Below are 18,059 nucleotides of genomic sequence, written 5' to 3'. Positions count from 1 at the left end.
AGGCAGCCTGTCCGGCCCGGTTTCGTCGCGCTACGATCCGCGAGTGAAACGGTCGATGCCTCCTGCCACGTGCCATTCCCCGATGTAGGAACGGTGTCAGGGGCTTTCTGCAAACAACGTGGGACATCACCCGGTTCTTCTTCTGGAAGTGATCACCACGGCGAAGGTGCTGCCCGGGCGCGGAACCATCACGACCGGCGAGGGCGCCGCTCACGGCCAAGGTGCTGCGCCGACCCGGCCGCTCCCTCGGCGTCACCGGCGCTTTGCACCACCGATGCCCCGCGCGCTTTCCGCTCACGGCGTCACTCTGTTGGAGTCCAGACGGCCGAGGGCGGAACCAATTCGACGGAGATTTTGGCCTCAGAGCCCGGTTCCCGTCTGTTTGGCGCCATTCTCGGCAGAATCTCCGTCGAATTGGTTAGGGGCAGCTACTCCAGGTGGTCCAGATACCTCAGGATGATGCCCTCGCGGAGCGCCCACGGCGACACTTCCAGCTCGGTCACCCCGAACGCGGCCATCGCCGCGTGGAGCACGATGCCGCCCGCCACGATCTGGAAGGTGCGGTCGGCGGTGATGCCGGGCAGCGCCGGGCGCGCCTCAGCCGGGATCCGGGCCAGCCGGGGGACCCAGTCGCTCAGCTGCGAGCGGCTCAGCTGCATCCGCTCGCCTGAACCGAAACCCTCCGCGGTGGAGCCGGCCAGTTTGGCCAGGGAGCGGATGGTCTTGGACGAACCGACGACGTGGTGCGGCGCCGGGAGCCCCTCGAACGCCACCAGGGCTTCCGCGAGCACGGCGGCGGCGTGCTCGCGGAGGGCGGAGACCTGCGCGGGCAGCGGCGGGTCGTCGTGCAGGAAGCCGATGGTGGAACGGCCGGCGCCCAGCGGCAGCGACAGCGCGACCGCAGGCACCTCGTTCGCGCCGGCGGCGATCTCCAGGGAGCCGCCCCCGATGTCGAAGAGCAGGATGTCCCTGGCGGACCAGCCGTACCAGCGCCGCACGGCCAGGAACGTCAGTCGGGCCTCGTCCTCGCCGGACAGGACCTGCAGGGCGACCCCGGTTTCCCGTTCGACCCGGGCGAGCAGTTCGGGCCCGTTCACGGCCTCACGGAGTGCGGAGGTAGCGAACGGCAGGAGGTCGTCGACGTGGTGGCGGCGGGCCACCTCGGCCGCGTTCCGCACCGACTCGAGCACGGCGGTGCACCCCTCCTCGGTGATGGCGCCCTCAGTGGTGAGGTAGCGCATCAGGCGCAGCACGGCCTTGTCGGAGGCCATCGGCACCGGCTGGGCGCCTGCGTGCGCGTCGACAACCAGCAGGTGGACGGTGTTCGAACCGACATCAAGGACTCCGAGGCGCACGCTCTCGACGATAGCGTGCGCCGCGGACGCGCCGTTACGCGCTGACGCTGTGGCGGTTCGTCGTTCGGGTGCCGTCGACCATGGTGTGCAGGGAGTCCATCAGCGGCAGCAGCCGCTGGTCGTGGGTGACCAGCACCGTGGCGGTGTCGTGCTCGACGGTGAGCCGCGCGGGCCGTTTGCCGGCCTGGCCCAGAAGACCCACGGCATCCGGCATAAGGTTCGACTACTGGAAGACGATGCCGAGCCGATCCCAGCGCAGCTGCGCCTTTTCGGCCAGGGACAGCAGGGTCGCATCGATTTCGCCCATGTGCACGGACCCGCTGTCGGGCGTGATCAGGGTGGACGCCACGGCGAGCAGGCTGAACGTGCCGCTGGATGCTCCAGACCGTGAAGAATGCGCCGAAGACCAGCGCCGAGATGCCGAACAGCATCGCCACCACGAGCAGCAGGCCGCCACACATCTACCCGAAGCTCGGGGTGTCCTCACGCCCGGCAGGCCGGCCTGATCCGTCGGGCCTGACCGGCCGTGTGACCTCTCGGCGGGCCTGACCCCGCGCCCTCTCGGCGGAATCATCGGGGGTGGCCGAGGCTTAGACTCGGGCGGGCGTGACGAACCGCTGCCAGGCCCAGGCCCCGATGCTGAGGGCGGCGAACAGGGTGCCTGCCACCCACCACAGGCTGAGACTGCCACCTTCGTGCCAGAGTTCCACCGCCGGGGACAGCACTCCGAACATAATCGTGAAGGCGAGCACGGTCAGGCACGCCCAGATCGGCGGTGACCAGGCGAGGATGCTCCGTCCGCTGGTGCGTCCGATCGGGATCAGCACCAGCGCTGCCGAACCGATCGCGGCCAGCACCACACTGTTGATGATCTCGGCCGCCAGCGCGCTGAGGAAGCCGTCCGCGGTCGGCAGCAGGCCCAGCGTCAGCCAGCCGACCACGGCCAGCCCGATCAGGCTGCCGGCCCGAACGGCGGCGAGTGGGCCGCGCCTCGGCGTCAGTACCTCGGGGGCCACGGTGACGCTGCCGAGCAGCCCGAAGACCAGCGCCGGGTGAACGTCGAAAGCCCGGGAGGCCAACGCGGTCAGGGCGACCAGCAGCAGGTAGCGGGGCAGGAAAGTCACGGATGCTTTCGTCCGCCACATGCGGGAGCTCCACCAGAGCGGAACGAGCGCTCCGACCGCGTTGACGATGAGGAGGGCCAGCGCGACGGCGAGGAGCAGCCGCAGGTAGGCAGGCTGGCTGGTGACCGGCCCGGACAGCATGACGAGGGTGGCCGCGGCCAGCACGGCGGCGCCGGCCACCAGCCACCGGTTCAGAGGTAGTTCGGGAACGGTCTCGAATTCCTCGCGGGACCGGTTGCGGCCCGCGATCGGCATGCTCTGCCAGAGCGGGTGGCCGTCCGTGGCCCGGAACACGGTCCCGGCGAGGAGGCGCGCGGGGATGCAGAGCAGCAGGAGGGCACCGAGCGCCAGCAACGCCGCCTGGAACCAGGAGAGGTCGGGGGTCGACCACGGCGGCAGCACTGCCGTGGCGAACCGGGTGGGGTCGTTCCAGCCGCCCGGCAGCGGTGTGGCCAGGGCCACGGCCGGACGGTCCGCCGGCGGTGCCGGCGAGGCCGGGGCTGCAGAACCGGGCGGGGCTTCCGTCGGTGCCGACTCCTCGGCCGGCGGCGGGGCGGCGGGGGCGTCGGCGGACGGGGCGGTCGCCTCGGGGCCGGTCGAGCCGGAGGGGGAAGGGGTGGGGACGCCGTAGAGCACGTCCACCCCGGGGCTGCCCGGGCCGAGGTTGCCGGCCAGGTCGAGTTGCACCGCGATCACCCGGAAGGTACCGGCAGCGACTCCGCCCGCCGAGCAACTCCACGACCCGGATGCGACGACGGCGCTGCAGACCGAATATGACCCGGCGAAGACGGTCACGGTCGCACCCTCTTCTCCGGTGCCCGTGTACCCGGCGTCGGTGAGCGGCAGCTGGGCGCCGCTCGCCGGCGTGGTCAGCGTGGGCGGCGCAGGACGGTCGAGGTCGAAGACGAGGTCGACCGGTGCGCTCGAATTGGACCATGAGGGATTGCTGTAGCTCGTCTGCTGGCTGGCCGAGACCTCGGCCTGCCCGCCGGCGAGGCCGTCGGCGAACGTGCACGACCAGTTGCCGGAGGAGTCGGCGGTGGCCGTGCAGCGCGGGCCGCCGCTCACCGTGATGACGACGGAGGCCCCCGGATAGCCGGTGCCGCGCACCGTGCCGTTGGTCAGGCTCCCACCGGTGGGACCGCCCGTCACCCGGGGGGCGGACAACACGGCGATCGTGTGCTCGTCGGTCAGGTCGGCGGCTCCGGTGACGACGACGCGAAGCGGCACGGATGGCCCGCTCAGCAGGGAAACCGCGGCGCAACTCCACTGGCCGGCGCCGTCGACCACGGCGAAGCAGAGCGGGTCCTGACCGTCGACGGGGGAGAGCAACCGGATCTCCCGGCCGGCTTCGCCCGTGCCGGAGACGGTGGTGGTTCCGCTACCCACGAAACTGCCCGGCGGTGGGCTGACGATGGCCGGCGCGTTCGTCGGCGCCGCCTTGGCGTCCCGCTCGCTTGTGGGAGCCGGTGTGGGAGCCGGCGTGGCTGCGGCAGTCGGTTCGGCGAACGCCGCGCCCGGCACGCCGAGGAGAGACAGGCCGACCAGGGCGACGAACAGAGGCAGGGTGCCGGGCGTCCACCGTCGGCTACGGCGCCCGGGCGTTCCGCCCGAACCGGCCATACGTGTCCCGTACATGATTCCCCCTGTGACCATTTCACGGGCCAGCGCCGGGAAAGTCAACGTGCGACACGCAATTTGACGGCGACGGCACCCATTCGTGATCGGCGGGGGCCATAGGGCATACTGGCGTCGGAACATCCACGCTACTGCTTCCCCGCGCAAGAGCACGGGGCGGCTGTGGTTGGGTCACCGCGCCGGGTATCCTCAATTCCGGCTAACTGAAGGCGGTGCGCCGATGCTCGACCTCTCCCACCGCCTTACGGGCCGGCCGTGGCAGACCCCGGGGTTGTTCTGGCCCGAGCTCACGGCCGCGACGGCGCACCTGGACGCCCCCGTCGCCGCCCTCCACCTGGGTGCCCTGCGCCACAACGCGCACGACCTGCTGGACCGCGCGGCCGGCACCTCCCTCCGGGTCGCGTCGAAGTCGATTCGGGTGCGTGGCGTGCTTGAGGCCATCCTGGCCGTGCCCGGCTATCGGGGTGTGCTGGCCTACACCCTGGCGGAGGCGCTCTGGCTGGCTGAGACGGTGACGGATGTCGTCGTCGGCTACCCCACGGCCGACCGGTCCGCGATCCGGAAGTCGGGCCGCTCGCCCGAGCTGGCCAGGGCGGTCACCCCGATGGTCGACTCGATCGCGCACCTCGACGTCATCGACGCCGTGCTTCCGCCCGGCAGCCGGACCCCGATCCGGGTCTGCCTCGAACTCGACGCGGCCTGGGACGCCCCCGTGCTCGGCCATCTGGGCGTCTGGCGTTCACCCGTGCACACACCCGGCGAGGCCCGCCGGGTCGCCGCGGACATCGTCGCCCACCCCGGCTTCGTCCTCGTCGGCGTGATGTCCTATGAGGCGCAGGTGGCTGGGATCGGCGACAGGCCGGCCGGGAAACCGCTCCGGGGCCTGGTCACCCGCTGGGTGCGGCGCCGGTGCGTTGGCGAGCTCAGGGAGCGGCGCAGCGCGGCCGTCGCCGCGGTGCGCGAGGTCGCGCGCCTCGAGTTCGTGAACGGGGGCGGAACCGGCTCGGTCGAGAGTACGCGCGCCGACGCATCCGTCACCGACATTGCCGTCGGCAGCGGCTTCTTCGGCGGCCACCTCTTCGACAATTTCGCGAGCTTTCGGCCCGCGCCTGCGGCCGCGGTCGCGGTCGCGGTCGCCCTCACGGTGGTGCGGAAGCCCAGCCCCGACACGGCCGTACTGCTCGGCGGCGGCTGGATCGCGTCCGGCGTGCCCGGGGCCGACCGGCTGCCCCGCGTGGTCTGGCCGGAGGGCCTCAGCCTGGCGCCGCGGGAGATGGCCGGTGAGGTGCAGGCGCCGCTCACCGGTGTCGGTGCGGCCCGGCTCCGCGTCGGTGACCGCGTCTGGGCGCGGCACACCAAGTCGGGGGAGCTGAGCGAGCACGTGAACGAGTTCGCGCTGGTCGAGAATGGGAAGGTGGTCGATATCCTGCCGACCTACCGGGGTGAGGGGAAGGCCTTTCTGTGAGTGCGAGCGGAGCGGTGTGGCGCAACTGGGCCCGGAACCAGGCGGTGACCCCGGTGCGCGTGGAGCGGCCGTCGAGCGTCGCCGCCGTGCAGCGCGCCGTGGTGGCGGCCGGGGCGGTGGGCCTTCGGGTCAAGGCCGTGGGCTCCGGGCACAGCTTCTCGGGCATCGCGCTCGCGCCCGGGGTCCAGCTTGACCTGTTTGACCTCGCCGGGCTGATCGGTGTGGACACCGTGGCCGGGCAGGTCACTCTGGCCGCGGGCACCCGACTGTTCGAACTGCCCCGTCTGCTGCGGCCCTACGGTCTGGCCCTGCCGAACCTGGGCGACGTGGACCGGCAGACGATCTCCGGCGCCACGTCCACCGGGACCCACGGCACGGGCGGCCGGTACGGCGGCCTGGCCACCCAGATCGTGGCGCTGACCCTGGTGGTCGGTGACGGCACCCTGCTGCGCGTGAGCGCCACGGAGAACCCGGAGCTGCTGCCCGCGACCCGGCTCGGTCTCGGTGCGCTCGGAATCGTGGTGGACGTGACCCTGCAGTGCGTGCCCGCGTTCCTGCTGCACGCGGTGGAGGCGGCCGAGCCGCTCGAGGAGGTCCTGGAGCACTACCTCGACCGGTCCGACCACAGCGATCACTACGAGTTCTTCTGGTTCCCGCACACCGAGACCGCCCTGACCAAGACCAACACCCGGCTGCCCCTGGAGTCCGGCCGGTCGCCGCTCGGCAAGGTCGCCCGCTTCGTCGACGACGAATTGCTCGCGAACGGGGTCTACCGCGGCATTTGCGCCCTGGGCGCCGTGGCGCCGGCGACAGTCCCCGGATTCAACCGACTCGCCGCCCGCCTGACCGGCAGACGCGAATTCACGGATGTCTCCCACCGCGTGTTCCTGACGAACCGCACGGTGCGTTTTCAAGAAATGGAATATGCCCTGCCGCGCGCCCTGGTACCGGCCGCGCTGCGGGAAGTGCGGGCGCTGATCGAGGCGCGGGGTTGGCGCATCTCGTTCCCGATCGAGGTGCGCTCGGCCGCCGCCGACGACGTCTGGCTGTCCACCGCAGCGGGCCGGGAGACCGGCTACATCGCCGTGCACCGCTACTACCGGGAGGATCCGGCTGCGTATTTCCAGGCGGTCGAGGCCATTATGCGCGCGCACGGCGGGCGTCCGCACTGGGGCAAGACGCACGACCGGGATGCGGCGTCCCTCCGCACCGACTATCCGCACTTCGACGACTTCCTCTCGGTGCGTGACAGGCTTGACCCGGAGCGCCGCTTCAGCAACAGCTATCTGGAAAGAGTCCTGGGTCGATGAGCAACAGCAACACCCCCGCCGCCCGTGCTTGGGAACACCGTGCGGGGGAGCTGGGAGACCGGCTGCCCGACGGCTTCACCGTGGGCGTGGCAACGTCCGCTTTCCAGATCGAGGGTGGCGCCAGGCAGGGCGGTCGCGGCGAATCGAGTTGGGACACGTTCACGGCCACCGCCGGGCGCATCCGTGACGGCTCCAACGCATCCGTTTCGACCGATCACTTCAATCGGCTCGAGGAGGACGTCACGCTGCTCCGCGAACTGGGCGTCGACGTCTATCGGTTCTCCCTGGCCTGGTCCCGGCTGCAGCCCGATGGCCGCGGCTCGCTCAGCCGGGCCGGCCTGGCCTTCTACGACCGGCTGCTCGACGGGCTCCTGGTCGCGGGGATCAGCCCGATGGCGACCCTGTTCCACTGGGACACCCCGTTGCGGTTGCGCGGCGGCTGGCTGAACCGAGACACCGCGATGCGGTTCGGCGACTACGCCCACCAGGTCGGCGAGGTGTTCGGGGACCGGATCGACTCCTGGCTGACCCTGAACGACCCCGCGACGGTGACCCTCAACGGCTACGCCCTCGGCACGGATGCCCCGGGGGAGGCCCGGCTCTTCGGTGCCCTGCCGGCGGCGCACCATCAGCTGCTTGCTCACGGACTCGCTGTGCAGGGGCTGCGCGCCGCCGATGTGCGCGGCCGGATCGGGATTTCCAACGTGCACTCGCCCGTGCAATCCGCCAGCGGCCGCGAAGCCGACGAGGTTGCCGCCGCGCTCTTCGACGTGCTGCACAATCGCGTCTACGCCGACGCGGTGCTGCTCGGCCGCTACCCGGAACCGCCGGAGTCCTACCAGGTGCCGATGCGGATGCTGCTGGAAACCGACCCGGACGACCTCCGCACCATCCACCAGCCGCTCGACTTCTACGGGCTGGGCTACTCCCAGCCGAGCCGGATCAAGGCCGGCGCCGCTGCCCCGAAGACCCCGAACGGGCCGCCGCCCAGCGGGCCGCCGGAAAAGGTCGTGGCCTTTCCCTTCCACGTCACCCCGTTTCGCGAGTTCCCGGTGACCAACGCCGGCACGGCCATCGCGCCCGAATACCTCGGTGTGGCTCTCGGCGAACTGCGCGACCGCTACGCGGAGAACCTGCCGCCCGTCTGCATCACGGCCGGGGGAGCGAGCTTCCCCGACGTCGCCGACACGTGGGGTGCCGTGCACGATCCGGCGCGGATCGACTACCTGGCCGAGCACATCACGGCGGCGCTCGCCGCGGTGGCCCCCGGCGGGATCGCCGACGGGGTCACCCTGCAGGGCTACCTGGTCTGGTCCCTGCTGGACAGCTTCGAATGGACGGCCGGCTACACCCAACGGTTCGGCCTCGTGCACGTCGACTTCCAGAGCGGCACCTGCACCCGCACCCCCAAGTCTTCCTACCGCTGGCTGCAGACGGTGCTCTCCGCCCGCTGACGGTCGCGTGGGGCCGGTCGTCGCCGCGTTACTTGGAGTGTGTCGGGAAGCGCATGTGAGCCTCAGGGCGCGCGGTTATGATAATTCGTGCGTCGTAAAAAACGCCGCCGCGGCCTGCTTGCCCGCCCCGCCTCACCTCAAGGAGAAGCTGCCATGGAATGGCTCATCCCGGTCCTCATCGTTGTTGCACTCGTCGTCATCATTGGGATTTACCTCTGGGCCACGTACAACTCTCTCGTCACCCTCAAAGTGCGCGTGGACGAGGCATGGAGTGATATCACCGTTCAGTTGAAGCGCCGGGCCGACCTGATCCCGAACCTGATCGAGACGGTCAAGGGCTACGCGGCACACGAGCGGGCCGTTTTCGAGAACGTCACGAAGGCACGGGCCGAGTCGCTCAACGCGCAGGGTCCGGCCGAGGCCGCCGCCGCCGAGAACCACATGCAGACCGCGCTGCGCAGCATCTTCGCCGTAGCGGAGGCGTACCCGCAGCTGCAAGCCAGCCAGAACTACCTGCAGTTGCAGGGCGAGCTTGTCGACACGGAGGACAAAATCCAGGCCTCACGCCGGTTCTATAACGGCGGCGTTCGGGAACTGAACACGAAGATCCAGGTCTTCCCCAACAACCTCATCGCCCGCAACCTCGGGTTCACCCAGCGAGACTTTTTCGAGGTGTCCGACTCCGCCGCCATCGCGGAGCCGCCTCGCGTTCAGTTCTAGCGGACGGCTTCCATGTACAGCGCAATTGCGCGCAACAAGCGCAACACCGTCTTCATCATCATCCTGTTCATCGCCATCATCGCGGGTCTCGGCTGGCTCGCCAACGCGGTCTATAGCACGCCCGGTGACTACAGCATCCTGATCTTCACGGTCGTCTTCGCCACGGGGTATGCCGTGGTGCAGTACTTCGTGGCCGGTCGCCAGGCGATCGCGATGAGCGGCGGCATCCGCATCACCAGTCAATCGGAGAATCCGAGGCTCTGGAACATCGTCGAGAACCTCTCGATCACCACCGGCACGCCGATGCCCGCGATCTATGTCATCAACGACCCGGCGCCGAACGCCTTCGCCACCGGGCGCGACCCGGAACACGCGATCGTCGCGGCCACCACCGGCCTGCTGGAGATCATGACCGACTCCGAGCTCGAGGGCGTCATGGCGCACGAGCTCGGCCACGTGCGCAACTACGACATCCGCCTGTCGATGGTCGTGTTCGGCCTCGTCGTCGCCGTCGGGTTCATCTCGGACATCTTCCTTCGAATGGCGTTCTTCGGCCGGAACAGCAAAAACAATGGCAGCCCCGTCATCATGGTGGTCGGTCTCGTCGCCATGCTCGTGGCGCCCCTGATCGCCACGATCGTGCAGCTTGCGGTGTCGAGGCAGCGCGAATACCTGGCGGATGCGACGGCCGCCCTGACCACGCGGCATCCGGACGCCCTGGCCAGCGCACTCGGCAAGCTCGAGGCCTTCGGGCGCCCGATGAAGAAGCAGAATACCTCGATGGCCCACCTCTGGATCGCCGACCCGCTCAAGCCCGGCGTGATGGACAAGCTCTTCGCCACGCACCCGCCGATCGCCGAGCGCGTCGAGCGCCTGCACACGATGGGCCGCAAGTTCTGACCTGCTTCGACGGCCGCTAACGCAGCTCGGCGGCCAACGCCTCGGCGAGATTGCCGCGCCGTTCCACCTCGATCTGTGGCAGGCCCTGCCAGGCGGCGGCCTCCTTGAGAACAGATGAGAGACGCCCGGCCGTGTCCGACGGCGCGCCCGGCTCCACCCAGGCAGCGCGCACCCGCAGCACCTGCGCCTGCCGGTCGTTCTTCAAGTCGACCCGGCCCACGATCGTGTCTCCGAGCAGCACGGGCAGGCAGTAGTACCCGAACACCCGCTTCGGTTCGGGCGTGTAGATCTCGATCCGGTAGTGGAACCCGAACAGTCGCAACGCGCGCGCCCGTTCCCAGACGACCGGGTCGAACGGCGACAGCAGGGTCGCGGCATCCACCCGGCGCGGGAGCCGCGCGTCGCGGTGCAACCAGGCGCCCCCCGATGCGCCGCCCGCACCCCAGCCCGGCACCTCGACCGGGATGAGCTCGCCGGCATCCTCGAGGTCGTGGATGGCCGCCAGGGTCGCCGGGCCGCGCAACCGGAAGTAGTCGGCGAAGTCCTTCCCCGTGCCGATTCCGTGCGCCCGCGCCGAGCGACTCACCAGCTCGCGGTGCGCGTCGTCCCGGCCGATCGTGCGCTCCCGCAACTCCCGCGGGAACACCTGCTCCGGCAGCCCGTAGACCCGCTCGAACCGTTCCCGGCCCGAGATCGCCACGTCGCCCCAGCGGAACAGGGTCTCCAACCCGGTCTTCACGTCCGACCAGCCCCACCACGGGCCGCGGCGGCGGTTCACGTCGTGCTCGATGGCGCTCGCGCGCAGGGGACCGTTGGCGGCAAGCTCGGCGAGCAGCCAGTCGAGCATCGGCCGGTTGCCCTGAGCCCACGCCTCGGTTGCCGACCGGGTCCGGAATTCGCGCATCCGCCAGCCGAAGAGCGGCCAGGCGTCGCGCGGCAGGAACGATGCCTCGTGCGCCCAGTACTCGGTGAACCGGGATTCGCGGCCCGAGGTCAGCCGGTCCAGCTGCGCCTTGTCGTAGGCGCCGAGTCGGCTGAACGCCGGCATATAGTGGCTGCGCTCGAACACGTTCACGGAGTCGATCTGCAGCAGCCCGAGCCGGTTCACCAGGGCATCCAGTTGACGGATGCCCGGCGTCACTGACGGCGGGCGGCCGAAGCCCTGCGCGCCGAGCGCGATCCGGCGGGCAAGGGCTGGGGAGATCGTCTGCACCACTCTCCGACCCTAGTGGCACGCTTCAGACGGCATTCACCCGATGTTCAGCGGCGCACCCCCTCACGGTCGACGGCTGCTCCTAGCCTCGCTTTTACCGGCTACCCGGCTCCACACGTCCGCGTTTTCGCGCGGCGGCCGACACCGGTCCGACGGAGGAAACTTGTTCACCACCCGCATCCTGGCCGCCCTGGCCACGGCCACCGCCCTCGCCCTGAGCCTGTCCGCCTGCTCCGGTGCCGCGGATGCCGGTCCCGGCACCACGGGGGTCGATGCCGCCTCCGCGACCAGCCTCTCCGCCTTCGGCGACCTGGCCGCCCTCGAGGACGCGGCCCGGGCCGAAGGCGCCCTGAACGTGATCGCCCTGCCGCGGGACTGGGCCAACTACGGCGCCGTGCTCGACGCATTTTCCGAGAAGTACCCGGAGATCACCATCACCGAGGCCTCGCCGGACGCGTCCAGCGCCGAGGAGATCCTGGCCGCGGACAACCTCGCCGGGCAGGACACCGCCCCCGACGTATTCGACCTGGGCCTCGCGGTGGCGCTGTCCAGCACCGATCGCTTCGCGCCCTACCAGGTGGCGGCATGGGCCGAAATCCCGGATGCGCTCAAGGAGACCTCCGGGCTGTACACGGGCGACTACGGCGGCTACCTGGCGATCGGCTACGACCCCGACGCCGTTCCCGCGCCGACCGAGCTGCGTGACCTGCTCGGCGCCGAGTACACGGGCAAGGTCGCGATCAACGGCGACCCGACACAGGCCGGGGCTGCGTTCGCCGCCGTCGGGCTGGCCACCGTGCAGAGCGGGAGCGATGTGAGTGACTTCCAGGCCGGCATCGACTTCTTCGACGAGCTCAACCAGGCCGGCAACTTCGTCAAGATCGACCCGACTTCGGCGACCATCGCGTCGGGTGAGACCCCGGTGGTCTTCGACTGGGACTACCTCAACGTGGGCTACGGCACGAGTCTGGCCGGCGAGCGCAACTGGGAGGTCGTCGTCTTTCCGGGAACCGGGTACGCCGGCTACTACAACCAGGCCGTGAACAAGGATGCCCCGAACCCGGCCGCAGCCAGGCTCTGGCAGGAATTCCTCTACAGCGACGAGGGCCAGAACCTCTGGCTCGCCGGTGGCGCCCGCCCCGTGCGCGCCGAGGCGATGGCGGCGGCCGGCACCATCGACGCGGCGCTCTTCGCCGCACTCCCTGCGGCCCCGGCCGAGACGGTCGTCCCCTCCGAGGCGGAGAGCGCCGCGGGAGCCGCGCTCCTCGGCGCGAAGTGGGCCGCAGCTGTCCGGTAGCCGGCGCGGCACGGCGGCAGCCTTCGGGCTGTTGCCGTTCGCGGCATATGTGGTGCTCTTCCTGCTCGTGCCTACCCTGATCGCAGTCGGAAGCGGCTTCGTCGACGAGTCCGGGGTGTTCACGCTCGACACTGTGGCCGCGCTGGGCAACCCGGTCGTGAGAGACGCCTTCGCCGCGTCATTCGGACTGTCGGCACTCACCGCCGTTGTGGGTGCGATCGTCGGTGCCCTTGCCTGCTACGGCTTGCTCGGCGCGCGCGACGACGGCCCCCTCCGCGCCGTCGTGGACTCCCTCAGCGGCGTGCTCGCCCAGTTCGGCGGCGTCATGCTGGCCTTCGCGTTCGTGGCGACTATCGGCATCCAGGGTCTGGTCACCGTGATCCTGCGCGACACCTTCGGCGTCGACATCTTCGCCGACGGGGTATGGCTCTACGAACTCCCCGGCCTCGTGCTGCCCTACATCTACTTTCAAGTTCCCCTGATGATCATCACCTTCCTGCCCGCGCTGCAGGCACTCAACCCGCACTGGGCCGAGGCCAACGCAACCCTCGGCGGCAACCGGGCCACCTACTGGTTCCGGATCGCGTTCCCGGTGCTGGCGCCCTCGTTTCTCGGCAGCCTGCTGCTGCTCTTCGCCAACGCGTTCTCCTCCTATGCGACCGCCGCCGCGCTCACCAGCCAGGGATCGCAGATCGTTCCGCTGCAGATCCGCTCGGCCCTGACCAGTGAAACCCTGCTCGGCCGGGAGAATCTCGCCGGGGCGTTGGCGCTCGGCATGATCCTGGTGATGTTCGTCGTCATGTCCGGCTACTCGGCGTTGCAGGCACGGGCGGCCCGGTGGCAGCGATGAAGGCGGTGGCGCACACCCCCACCCGGCTGGCGCGCGGCCTCATCCTCGGCAGCATCGGCCTCCTCTTCGCCGTCCCCATCGTCGCCATGGTGGAGTTCACCTTGCGCCGCGGCCTCGCCGGCGGCCACGACCTTTCCCGCTGGACGGCCCTGTTCCAGGGTGGCTTCGCCGGCCCGTACCGTTCGGTTCTCGTCGCGCTCGGGAACTCGGTCGGGCTGGCCGTGGGCACCGTCTCGATCGTTCTCCTGCTGCTGGTGCCGACCTTGCTGCTGGTGCACCTGCGGTTTCCCCGCCTGCGCCGCGTGATGGAGTTCGTCTGCATCCTGCCCATCAGCATCCCGGCCATCGTCCTCGTGGTCGGCCTGGCCCCGGTGTACTCGGTGCTCGCCCGCCTGCTTGGCAGCGGCGTGTGGACCCTCGCGTTCGCCTACGGCATCACGGTGCTCCCGTTCGCCTACCGGGCCATCCAGACGAACCTCGACGGCGTCGACGTGTGCACGCTCAGTGAGGCGGCCCGCACGCTCGGCGCGGGCTGGGTGAGCGTGCTCGTGCGGGTACTGATCCCGAACCTGCGCCGCGGCATCCTCGCCGGCGCGTTCATCTCGATCGCAGTCGTGCTCGGCGAATTCACGATCGCCTCCCTGCTCAACCGCATCACCCTGCAGACCGCGCTCGTTGTCGTGAGCAAGGCCGACCCCTATACGGCCGTCATCCTGTCTCTGCTCGCACTCACTTTCGCATTTCTGCTCTTGCTCGTCATCGGGCGTCTCGGCACGGTTCGCGCCGGCAGCCGGCGACGGCCCACCACCGGAGGTCAGCTATGAACCAGAACCAGCTTCGGACCCAGAATCAGAACCGAGACCGTTCGGTGGCGATCGCTCCGGCGGGAGCCTCGGTGCGCTTCGCGGGCGTGGTGAAGGACTTCACCGGCCACCGTGCCCTGGCCGGCTTCGATCTCACCCTGCACGCGGGCGAGTTCGTCGCCCTGCTCGGCCCGAGCGGTAGTGGCAAGACCACCGCGCTGCGGGTATTGGCCGGGCTCGAATCCACGGATGCCGGAAGCATCCTGATCGACGGAGCCGACGTGTCGACACTGCCGACGAGCCGGCGCGACCTGGGCATGGTGTTCCAGTCCTACTCGCTGTTCCCGCACCTCAGCGCGGGCGAGAACGTCGAGTTCGGCCTGCGCATGCGGAAGGTCCGCGGCGAGGAACGGCGCGCCCGAGCGGCCGCGGCCCTCGCCCTGGTCGGGCTCGACGCCCACTACGATCGCTTCGCGCACCAGCTCTCCGGCGGTCAGCAGCAACGGGTGGCGCTGGCGCGCGCCCTCGTCACCGAGCCCCGGGTTCTCCTGCTCGACGAGCCGTTGTCGGCCCTTGACGCCCAGGTTCGGGTGGTGCTGCGCGAGGAGATCCGGCGCATCCAGACCGAACTGGGCATCACGACCCTGTTTGTCACGCACGACCAGGACGAGGCGCTCGCCGTGGCCGACCGCGTCGCCGTGATGCGGGCGGGTTCCATCGAGCAGGTCGGAGCACCGGAAGAGCTCTACACCCGGCCGGCCTCGTCGTTCATCGCGGACTTTGTGGGGCTCAGCAATCGACTGGTCGGCGTGGTGCGCCACGGGTTCGCGCGGGTTCACGGTGCCTCTCTGCCGCTACTCGACCCCTCGCAGGCGGATGGCGCTGTGTCCGTCTCCGTGCGGCCGGAAGACCTCGAATTCGGCGCTGCGGGGGCACCAGGGGTCGTGCTCTCGTCGAGTTTCCACGGCTCGCTCCGGCGCACGAGGGTGCGCCTGGACGACGGCGCGTCGCTCGTCGTGCAGCACGGCGCGCGGCTGCATCCGTCGGCCGGGGACCGGGTCCTGGTGCGGTTCACGGGCGCGCCCGTCTCGGTCGACCCGCTCCCCTCTCCGGCGTAGTGACCGGTCCGGGGCCTGAGGCAGCGAGCACCTTTGGCCCATACCGGAGACGGCACGTGTGATTGCCTAGACTGATGCCGTGATGGAAACCGACGGAAAACCCGCCCGCAGCGGCTTCTTCGGCGTGTTCGGACGCCGCCGCACCGTACCCCCGATCCTGGTCGAGCTCCCGCCCTCGCATGGCTACGGAGTCGACGAGAACCTGCCGGCCGGCATCCGACTCGCCGCCGCCTGGTCCTGGCGCCTGCTCGCGCTCGCCGGCGCACTTGCTGTTTTCATCTTCATCGTCATCCAGCTCCGGTTGATCGTCATCCCGCTGCTCGTGGCCGTGCTGGTGTCGGCACTGCTCGTGCCCTTCGTCGGATTCCTGGTGCGACACCGATTTCCCAAGGCTCTCGCGGTCGTGGTCGCTCTGATCAATACCTTCGCGATCCTCGGCGGACTGATCACGCTGGCCGTGAAGCAGATCGCCATCGGCACGGTCGGCCTGAACGAGAGGCTCGCCGCCTCCTACGAGAGCCTCAAGGCCGTTCTCCTGGCGTCGCCGCTGCAGCTGACCGAACCGGAGCTCAACGCGTTCCTCGGCCAGGCCTGGGACGCCATTCAGGCGGACAGCCAGGTTTTCGTCTCTGGGGCGCTCTCCGTGGGGTCCTCGCTCGGCCACCTGGTGACAGGTTTCCTTCTGGCGCTGTTCAGCCTGCTGTTCATCCTGATCGATGGCAAGGGCATCTGGTCCTGGATCGTGCGCCTGTTCCCCCATGGCGCGCGCGCGGCCATCGATGGCGCGGGGGTGGCCGGCTGGACCACGCTGGGGAACTTCGCCAGGGTGCAGATCCTGGTGGCGTCCATCGACGCGATCGGCATCGGGGTCGGGGCCGCACTGCTGGGGGTTCCGCTCGCCATCCCGATCGGCGTGCTCGTTTTCCTCGGCTCGTTCATCCCCATCGTCGGCGCCGTGGCCACGGGCGCGGTGGCGGTCGTGATCGCCCTGATCTTCAACGACTGGGTGGTGGCTTTGCTGATGCTCGGCGTTGTGCTGCTGGTGCAGCAGATCGAGGGTCACGTGCTACAGCCCCTGATCATGGGTACGGCGGTCAAGGTGCATCCACTGGGTGTCGTTCTCGTGGTGGCGGCCGGCGCCCTGCTCGCGGGCATCGCCGGCGCCCTCTTCGCCGTGCCGATCGCTGCCGTACTCAACGTCATGATCAGCTACATCAACAGCGGGGCGTGGCGATCCGAGCAGACCGCCTCGGCACCCGTCTTCGCCTCCTCGTTGTGGCAGACCGTCCCGCAACGCCCCGGTTTCCGCCGACCGGCATACCGCCTCAAGAAAAGTGCCTCCCATGACTAATGTCTCGCTCGTCGGACCGACCCTGGCCGATTTCGAGTCCGCCCGGGACATCGTCGGTCGGGTCGCCGCCGTCACCCCGATGGAAACGTCCCGCTACCTCTCGGAGCTCCTCGGCGCGCCGGTCCTCCTCAAGTGCGAGAACCTGCAGCGCACCGGGTCCTACAAGATCCGCGGCGCGTACAACCGGATGTCCAAGCTCACCGACGAAGAGAAGACCCGCGGCGTCGTGGCCGCCTCGGCCGGCAACCACGCCCAGGGCGTCGCCTTCGCGGCGCGGGAGCTCGGCATCCAGGCCACGATCTTCATGCCCGTGGGCGTCGCCCTGCCCAAGCTGCAGGCAACCCGCGACTACGGCGCGCACGTCATCCTGCGCGGCAATACGGTGGCCGAGCCGCTGCTCGCGGCCGCGGAGTGGGCCGCCGAGACCGGCGCCATCCTGATCCCGCCGTTCGACCACGCGGATGTCGTCACCGGCCAGGGCACCGTGGGTCTGGAGATCCTCGACCAGGTTCCCGACCTCGCCACCGTGATCGTTCCGATCGGCGGCGGCGGCCTCATCTCCGGTGTCGCCAGCGTGCTCAAGCAGCGCGCGCGCCGGGACGGCCGCCAGATCCGGGTGATCGGGGTGCAGGCCGCCAACGCGGCCGCTTACCCTCCGTCCCTCGAGGCCGGCCGGGTGCTGGAGATCCAGATCATGCCGACCATCGCCGACGGCATCGCGGTGGCCAAACCGGGCCTGCTGAATTTTGAGATCGTGCGTGATGCCGTCGATGAGGTCGTCACCGTCACCGAGGATGACACGGCTCGTGCCCTCCTGGTGCTGCTCGAGCGCGCCAAGCTCGTGGTCGAGCCGGCCGGCGCGGTCGCCGTGGCGGCGATCCTCGCGGGCAAGGTCACCGCGACCGGCCCGACGGTCGCGATCCTCAGCGGGGGAAACATCGACCCGCTGCTGATGCAGCGCGTGATCAGCCATGGCCTCTCGGCATCCGGCCGCTATCTCACGTTGCGCATCATGCTGCCCGACCGTCCCGGGCAGCTGGCCCGCATCTCGGAGCTGCTCGCCGAGGCGCACGCCAACGTGATCGAGGTTCTCCACACGCGGCACGGTGTGGGGCTTCAGATCAGCGAGGTCGAACTCAACGTCAGCGTCGAGACTCGCGGGCCCGACCACCGCCAGCTCGTCGTGGATGTGTTGCGTGCGGCCGGATACGACCCGCAGATCGACTAGCGGGGGGAGCTTCGACGAATCGTGCGTCGTGGGTTTGACGCTCGTGACGGTGCCGTGCCTCTAACGAATTCGACGGAGATTCTGCCCGGATCGGCTCCAGAAGCCCCGAGAACTCGCATTTTCCGCAAAATCTCGGCTCCCCTGCTGTATCCGTGGGTGTTTCGGAGCGCCTTAACGGCCGCACGCCGCTTCCTGTCTAGGTTTCTGACTGTCAAAGGAAAGAAACTTTATAG

The 18,059-nt window shown here is 69.7% G+C and carries 16 protein-coding genes; 11 read left to right on the top strand and 5 right to left on the bottom strand.

Going from position 1 to position 18,059, the window contains the following annotated elements; all coding sequences use genetic code 11:
* Nucleotides 1-428: 428 nt before the first annotated feature.
* The 4 genes from E3T25_RS12285 to E3T25_RS12275 form a co-directional block, all read right to left on the bottom strand.
* Nucleotides 429-1,355 carry a Ppx/GppA family phosphatase gene (locus E3T25_RS12285; RefSeq protein WP_134374526.1) on the bottom strand — a complete coding sequence of 309 codons (927 nt, stop codon included), beginning with the start codon at nt 1,353-1,355 and terminating at the stop codon, nt 429-431.
* Between the two features lie 34 nt (nt 1,356-1,389).
* Entirely contained in the window at nt 1,390-1,569 is a 180-nt protein-coding gene (locus E3T25_RS16855; RefSeq protein ID WP_166786004.1) for a hypothetical protein, read from the bottom strand.
* Nucleotides 1,570-1,578: 9 nt separating this feature from the next.
* Nucleotides 1,579-1,704, bottom strand: coding sequence for a hypothetical protein (locus tag E3T25_RS17710; protein WP_255453035.1), 126 nt, complete (start codon nt 1,702-1,704; stop codon nt 1,579-1,581).
* 241 nt (nt 1,705-1,945) lie between these two features.
* The gene (locus E3T25_RS12275) at nt 1,946-4,117 is read right to left on the bottom strand and encodes a hypothetical protein (RefSeq protein WP_134374522.1); all 2,172 of its coding nucleotides are present in this window, start codon (nt 4,115-4,117) and stop codon (nt 1,946-1,948) included.
* Between the two features lie 220 nt (nt 4,118-4,337).
* Between E3T25_RS12275 and E3T25_RS12270 the strand changes: the two genes are divergently transcribed.
* The 5 genes from E3T25_RS12270 (at nt 4,338) to E3T25_RS12250 (ending at nt 9,966) form a co-directional block, all read left to right on the top strand.
* Entirely contained in the window at nt 4,338-5,582 is a 1,245-nt protein-coding gene (locus tag E3T25_RS12270; RefSeq protein ID WP_134374520.1) for an alanine racemase, read from the top strand.
* Entirely contained in the window at nt 5,579-6,892 is a 1,314-nt protein-coding gene (locus tag E3T25_RS12265) for a D-arabinono-1,4-lactone oxidase (protein ID WP_104100840.1), read from the top strand. The genes E3T25_RS12270 and E3T25_RS12265 overlap by 4 nt, the downstream gene beginning before the upstream one ends.
* Nucleotides 6,889-8,346, top strand: coding sequence for a glycoside hydrolase family 1 protein (locus tag E3T25_RS12260; RefSeq protein ID WP_134374518.1), 1,458 nt, complete (start codon nt 6,889-6,891; stop codon nt 8,344-8,346). The genes E3T25_RS12265 and E3T25_RS12260 overlap by 4 nt, the downstream gene beginning before the upstream one ends.
* A gap of 153 nt (nt 8,347-8,499) precedes the next feature.
* The gene (locus tag E3T25_RS12255) at nt 8,500-9,066 is read left to right on the top strand and encodes a LemA family protein (RefSeq protein ID WP_104100842.1); all 567 of its coding nucleotides are present in this window, start codon (nt 8,500-8,502) and stop codon (nt 9,064-9,066) included.
* Nucleotides 9,067-9,078: 12 nt separating this feature from the next.
* Nucleotides 9,079-9,966 carry a M48 family metallopeptidase gene (locus E3T25_RS12250; RefSeq protein WP_104170837.1) on the top strand — a complete coding sequence of 296 codons (888 nt, stop codon included), beginning with the start codon at nt 9,079-9,081 and terminating at the stop codon, nt 9,964-9,966.
* 16 nt (nt 9,967-9,982) lie between these two features.
* On the opposite strand, the gene E3T25_RS12245 is transcribed toward E3T25_RS12250, so the two are convergent.
* Nucleotides 9,983-11,182 (bottom strand): winged helix-turn-helix domain-containing protein, encoded by a 1,200-nt coding sequence (locus E3T25_RS12245; RefSeq protein WP_134374516.1) that lies wholly within the window; start codon nt 11,180-11,182, stop codon nt 9,983-9,985.
* 160 nt (nt 11,183-11,342) lie between these two features.
* Here E3T25_RS12245 and E3T25_RS12240 point away from each other — a divergent pair, with 160 nt between their 5' ends.
* From E3T25_RS12240 to ilvA, 6 genes are all read left to right on the top strand, one after another.
* Complete coding sequence (locus E3T25_RS12240) at nt 11,343-12,476, top strand: ABC transporter substrate-binding protein (RefSeq protein ID WP_241973038.1); 1,134 nt, start codon at nt 11,343-11,345, stop codon at nt 12,474-12,476.
* 28 nt (nt 12,477-12,504) lie between these two features.
* Complete coding sequence (locus E3T25_RS12235) at nt 12,505-13,326, top strand: ABC transporter permease (RefSeq protein ID WP_420898247.1); 822 nt, start codon at nt 12,505-12,507, stop codon at nt 13,324-13,326.
* Complete coding sequence (locus tag E3T25_RS12230; RefSeq protein WP_134374582.1) at nt 13,323-14,150, top strand: ABC transporter permease; 828 nt, start codon at nt 13,323-13,325, stop codon at nt 14,148-14,150. Before E3T25_RS12235 ends, E3T25_RS12230 begins: the two co-directional genes overlap by 4 nt.
* The gene (locus E3T25_RS12225) at nt 14,147-15,247 is read left to right on the top strand and encodes an ABC transporter ATP-binding protein (RefSeq protein WP_134374512.1); all 1,101 of its coding nucleotides are present in this window, start codon (nt 14,147-14,149) and stop codon (nt 15,245-15,247) included. Before E3T25_RS12230 ends, E3T25_RS12225 begins: the two co-directional genes overlap by 4 nt.
* Nucleotides 15,248-15,329: 82 nt before the next feature.
* Nucleotides 15,330-16,598 (top strand): AI-2E family transporter, encoded by a 1,269-nt coding sequence (locus tag E3T25_RS12220; protein ID WP_134374580.1) that lies wholly within the window; start codon nt 15,330-15,332, stop codon nt 16,596-16,598.
* A complete protein-coding gene (ilvA, locus tag E3T25_RS12215; RefSeq protein WP_104100848.1) occupies nt 16,591-17,826 on the top strand; it encodes a threonine ammonia-lyase in 1,236 nt (411 codons plus the stop codon). Before E3T25_RS12220 ends, ilvA begins: the two co-directional genes overlap by 8 nt.
* Nucleotides 17,827-18,059 lie beyond the last annotated feature (233 nt).

This window comes from Cryobacterium sandaracinum, from assembly GCF_004403415.1.
Lineage (GTDB): Bacteria > Actinomycetota > Actinomycetes > Actinomycetales > Microbacteriaceae > Cryobacterium > Cryobacterium sandaracinum.
This window is presented reverse-complemented; position numbering and strand designations above follow the sequence as displayed.

Bases quoted from the DNA above. Each gene is read 5' to 3' on its own strand.
- E3T25_RS12250 (WP_104170837.1), top strand. From the start codon at position 9,079: ATGTACAGCGCAATTGCGCGCAACAAGCGCAACACCGTCTTCATCATC.
- E3T25_RS12230 (WP_134374582.1), top strand. From the start codon at position 13,323: ATGAAGGCGGTGGCGCACACCCCCACCCGGCTGGCGCGCGGCCTCATC.
- E3T25_RS12220 (WP_134374580.1), top strand. From the start codon at position 15,330: ATGGAAACCGACGGAAAACCCGCCCGCAGCGGCTTCTTCGGCGTGTTC.
- E3T25_RS12255 (WP_104100842.1), top strand. From the start codon at position 8,500: ATGGAATGGCTCATCCCGGTCCTCATCGTTGTTGCACTCGTCGTCATC.
- E3T25_RS12270 (WP_134374520.1), top strand. From the start codon at position 4,338: ATGCTCGACCTCTCCCACCGCCTTACGGGCCGGCCGTGGCAGACCCCG.
- E3T25_RS12260 (WP_134374518.1), top strand. From the start codon at position 6,889: ATGAGCAACAGCAACACCCCCGCCGCCCGTGCTTGGGAACACCGTGCG.
- ilvA (WP_104100848.1), top strand. From the start codon at position 16,591: ATGACTAATGTCTCGCTCGTCGGACCGACCCTGGCCGATTTCGAGTCC.
- E3T25_RS12225 (WP_134374512.1), top strand. From the start codon at position 14,147: ATGAACCAGAACCAGCTTCGGACCCAGAATCAGAACCGAGACCGTTCG.
- E3T25_RS12275 (WP_134374522.1), bottom strand. From the start codon at position 4,117: ATGTACGGGACACGTATGGCCGGTTCGGGCGGAACGCCCGGGCGCCGT.
- E3T25_RS16855 (WP_166786004.1), bottom strand. From the start codon at position 1,569: ATGCCGGATGCCGTGGGTCTTCTGGGCCAGGCCGGCAAACGGCCCGCG.